Source organism: Streptomyces africanus (assembly GCF_002150735.1).
GTDB classification, from domain to species: domain Bacteria; phylum Actinomycetota; class Actinomycetes; order Streptomycetales; family Streptomycetaceae; genus Streptomyces; species Streptomyces africanus.
The window spans coordinates 1-4,036 of record NZ_MUKA01000529.1 but is presented as its reverse complement, the minus strand read 5'-3'; the positions used below and the strand labels follow the sequence as shown (position 1 = coordinate 4,036).

The following is a 4,036-nucleotide window of genomic DNA, read 5'->3' as shown; positions in this document are numbered from 1 at the left end:
TGCTCGCGGTCCTCAGCGGCCACCGCCCCGTCCATTCGATGCTCCGCCACACCCGGGGCCGCGCCTACGACGAACTGGCCTGGCTCGCCGAACGCGGCCCCCTGCGCACCCGGGGCGCCCGCCCCGTCGTCCGCGACATCGGCTATTTCGAACCCCGCCCCGGCGCCATCGAGGCCTTCGCCCGCATCGGCGCCGGCGACCGACTGCGCGCCATGGCCTTCCGCCTGGAACTCGGCCAGGACCTCCGCTGGCGCTGCACGGCAGTGGAACTCGGCGGCCCCCGCCCGCCCCGCGCCGAGGCCGACTGACCCCACCGAACCGAAAGGCCGGACACCCTCGGGTGTCCGGCCCTTCAAGCCACTACGGCGCCTCAGCGACTGTCACTTCTTACGACGGCCCCGGCTCCGCGCCTGCTTGCGGCGCTCCGCGCGCGTCAGGCCGTCGGCCTCGGAACGCACCGGCTCCTCGTCGGTTTCGAAGTCGCCCTCGATGGTGCCGCCCTCGCCGTCGACGGTCGGGGCGGAGAAGTGGAGGTTGCGCCGCTGCGGGGCGTCGAGCCCCTTGGCGCGGATCTCCGGGCGGGCACCGGCCTGGGCCGGCACCGTGTCGTGCTTCTCCAGGTCGGCCACCGGCTTGNNCATCGCGCGCAGGCCGATGCCCTCCTGGAGGTAGTCCATCTCGTAGAGGTGCTCGCGCCACTTGCGGTCGAGGACCGACAGCACGACCCGGCGCTCCAGCTCACGCATGATCTCGGAGCCGAGCTGCGCCTCGCGCGCCTCGTACTGCTCGCGGATGTCGTCCTTGATGGAGTCGCCGATGAACTCGGCGGTCAGCCCGGCCCGGTCGCCGGCCGCCTCCTCGAGCTCCTCGATCGTGACGCTGCACGGGTAGAGCTGCTTGAAGGCGCCCCACAGCCGGTCGAGGTCCCAGTCCTCGGGGAAGCCCTCGGCGGTCTCGGCCTGGACGTAGGCGTCGATCGTGTCGTCCATGAAGTGCTGCACCTGCTCGTGCAGGTCCTCGCCCTCCAGGACGCGGCGCCGCTCGCCGTAGATGACCTCACGCTGGCGGTTGAGGACCTCGTCGTACTTCAGGACGTTCTTACGCGTTTCAAAGTTCTGCTGCTCGACCTGCGACTGGGCGGAGGCGATCGCGCGCGTGACCATCTTGTTCTCGATCGGCACGTCGTCCGGGACGTTCGCCATCGACATCACGCGCTCGACCATCTGGGCCTTGAACAGCCGCATCAGGTCGTCGCCGAGGGAGAGGTAGAAGCGGGACTCGCCGGGGTCGCCCTGACGGCCGGAACGACCGCGCAGCTGGTTGTCGATCCGGCGCGACTCGTGCCGCTCGGTGCCCAGCACGTAGAGGCCGCCGAGCTTCTCGACCTCGTCCTTCTCGGCCTGGACGGCCTTCTCGGCGCGCTTGAGCGCCTCGGGCAGGGCCTGCGCCCACTCCTCGATGTGCTCCTCGGGATCGAGGCCGCGCTGGCGCAGCTCCGCCTCGGCGAGGTCCTCGGGGTTGCCGCCGAGCTTGATGTCCGTACCACGGCCGGCCATGTTCGTGGCCACCGTGACGGAGCCCTTGCGGCCGGCCTGGGCGACGATCTGCGCCTCACGGTCGTGCTGCTTGGCGTTCAGCACCTCGTGCTGGATGCCGCGCTTGCTGAGCTGCTGCGAGAGGTACTCGGACTTCTCGACCGAGGTGGTGCCGACGAGGATCGGCTGACCCTTGCGGTGCTTCTCCTCGATGTCGTCGACGACCGCCTCGAACTTGGCGACCTCGGTCCGGTAGATCAGGTCCGACTGGTCCTTGCGGACCATCGGCCGGTTGGTCGGGATCGGCACCACGCCGAGCTTGTAGATCTGGTGGAACTCGGCGGCCTCGGTCATCGCCGTACCGGTCATGCCGCACAGACCGGGCATTTCCTTGCCCTTGTGGTCGTGGCGCTTGTAGAGGCGGAAGAAGTTCTGGAGCGTGATCGTGGCGAGCGTCTGGTTCTCGTCCTTGATCGGCACCCCTTCCTTCGCCTCGATCGCCTGGTGCATGCCCTCGTTGTAACGGCGGCCCGCGAGGATACGTCCGGTGTGCTCGTCGACGATCATGACCTCGTCGTCGATGATGACGTAGTCCTTGTCCTTCTTGAAGAGCTCCTTGGCCTTGATGGCGTTGTTCAGGTAGCCCACCAGCGGGGTGTTCACCGACTCGTAGAGGTTGTCGATGCCCAGCCAGTCCTCGACCTTGCTGACGCCGGACTCGTGGATCGCGACCGTGCGCTTCTTCTCGTCGACGTCGTAGTCGCCGGTCTCCTCGATGCCCTTGAGCGGCTGGCCCGCCTCGCCGCGCTTGAGGCGCTTGACCAGCTTGGCGAAGTCGCCGTACCACTTGGTGGCCTGGTCGGCCGGGCCGGAGATGATCAGCGGCGTACGGGCCTCGTCGATGAGGATGGAGTCGACCTCGTCGACGATGGCGAAGTTGTGGCCGCGCTGGACGAGCTCGTCCTGGGACCACGCCATGTTGTCACGCAGGTAGTCGAAGCCGAACTCGTTGTTCGTGCCGTAGGTGATGTCGCTGGCGTACTGCTCGCGGCGCTGAGCCGGCGTCATGTTGGCGAGGATGCAGCCGACGGTCAGACCGAGGAAGCGGTGGACGCGGCCCATCATCTCGGAGTCGCGCTCGGCCAGGTAGTCGTTCACCGTGATGATGTGGACGCCCTCGCCGGACAGCGCGTTCAGATACGCCGGCAGCGTGCCGACGAGGGTCTTGCCCTCACCGGTCTTCATCTCGGCCACGTACCCCATGTGCAGGGCGGCGCCGCCCATCATCTGCACGTCGTAGTGCCGCTGGCCCAGGACGCGCTTGGCGGCCTCGCGGACGGTGGCGAACGCCTCGGGAAGCAGGTCGTCCAGCGTCTCGCCGTCCGCGTAGCGCTGCTTGTACTCATCGGTGAGGGCCCGCAGCTCGGCGTCGGAGAGGTCGACGAAGTCCTCTTCGATGGAGTTGACCTGGTCCGCGATGCGGTGCAGCTTGCGCAGGATCTTGCCTTCGCCTGCACGCATGATCTTCGAGAGGACGGACACGGGGGTTGGTCTCCTTGCCGGTCGGGCCTGGGACGGTCGGTTACCACTTGACTTACTGAGCAACGGCCATCGTATGCGAGGACCCCACCGCGCCGGGAGGGCCTGCCGTGACGGCGACCGTCCGCTGCTTCATTTCGCTTTCACTCTGCTTCAAAGGGGACAACGTCCGGGCCCCCCGGATAGTGCCGCATCCCTCACCCGAATTGCGCGAAGCGTGATGACTCACTCACGAACAGCAAACAGATGGCGCTTGTGGGGGCCTCCCACCACAATCGGCCGATGGACCCCGTCACCCTCACCACGGACCGCCTCCTGCTGCGCCCGGTCGGCGCCCAGGACACCGACGCGGTGTACGGCGCCTGCCAGGACCCGGACATCCAGCGCTGGACCACGATCCCTTCCCCGTACCTGCGCGAGCACGCCGAGGCCTTCACGGAACAGTTGGTCCCCGACGGCTGGGCGGACGGATCCATGTACACCTTCGGCGTCTTCCTCCTCTCCGGAGAACTCGCCGGCATGGTCGGCATCACCCTGCGCGCCCTGGGCGTGGGCGAGATCGGCTTCTGGGCCGCCAAGGAGCACCGTTCCCACGGCTACATCACGGAGGCCGCCCTCACGGCCTGCCGGTGGGCCTTCGTCCAAGTGGCGATCGACCGCGTCGAATGGCGCGCCGAGGTGGGCAACCGCGCCTCCCGCGCGGTGGCGGAACGAGCCGGCTTCACCATCGAAGGCACGTTGCGCGCCGCGACCGACAACAAGGGCGTACGCCGCGACACCTGGATCGGCTCCCTGCTCCCCTCGGACCTGGGCCTCCCGTCGACGGCCCCGTACTTGCCGGCGCGCGCGTAGCTGTCCGAGCTGCCTCAGCTGCGGGCAATCGTGCCTCCCTCAGTGCCTCAAGGGCCTGGGAGGTACCCAGGGCGGCACGGGTGGGCGCAGCGGCACCCCGCTACGCCGGG

At 68.5% G+C, this 4,036-nt stretch carries 3 protein-coding genes; 2 read left to right on the top strand and 1 reads right to left on the bottom strand.

Going from position 1 to position 4,036, the window contains the following annotated elements; genetic code table 11:
- The coding region (locus tag CCL05_RS41485; protein ID WP_244204590.1) for an Rv3235 family protein at window positions 1-308 on the top strand (308 nt) is incomplete at its 5' end.
- Window positions 309-380: 72 nt separating this feature from the next.
- On the opposite strand, the gene secA is transcribed toward CCL05_RS41485, so the two are convergent.
- The gene (secA, locus tag CCL05_RS41480; protein WP_086565727.1) at window positions 381-3,077 is read right to left on the bottom strand and encodes a preprotein translocase subunit SecA; all 2,697 of its coding nucleotides are present in this window, start codon (window positions 3,075-3,077) and stop codon (window positions 381-383) included.
- Between the two features lie 279 nt (window positions 3,078-3,356).
- On the opposite strand from secA, the gene CCL05_RS41475 reads away from it, so the two are divergent.
- A complete protein-coding gene (locus CCL05_RS41475) occupies window positions 3,357-3,926 on the top strand; it encodes a GNAT family N-acetyltransferase (protein WP_086565728.1) in 570 nt (189 codons plus the stop codon).
- Window positions 3,927-4,036: the final 110 nt, after the last annotated feature.

Coding starts and splice junctions, on each gene's coding strand:
- CCL05_RS41475 (WP_086565728.1), top strand. CDS start 3,357: ATGGACCCCGTCACCCTCACCACGGACCGCCTCCTGCTGCGCCCGGTC.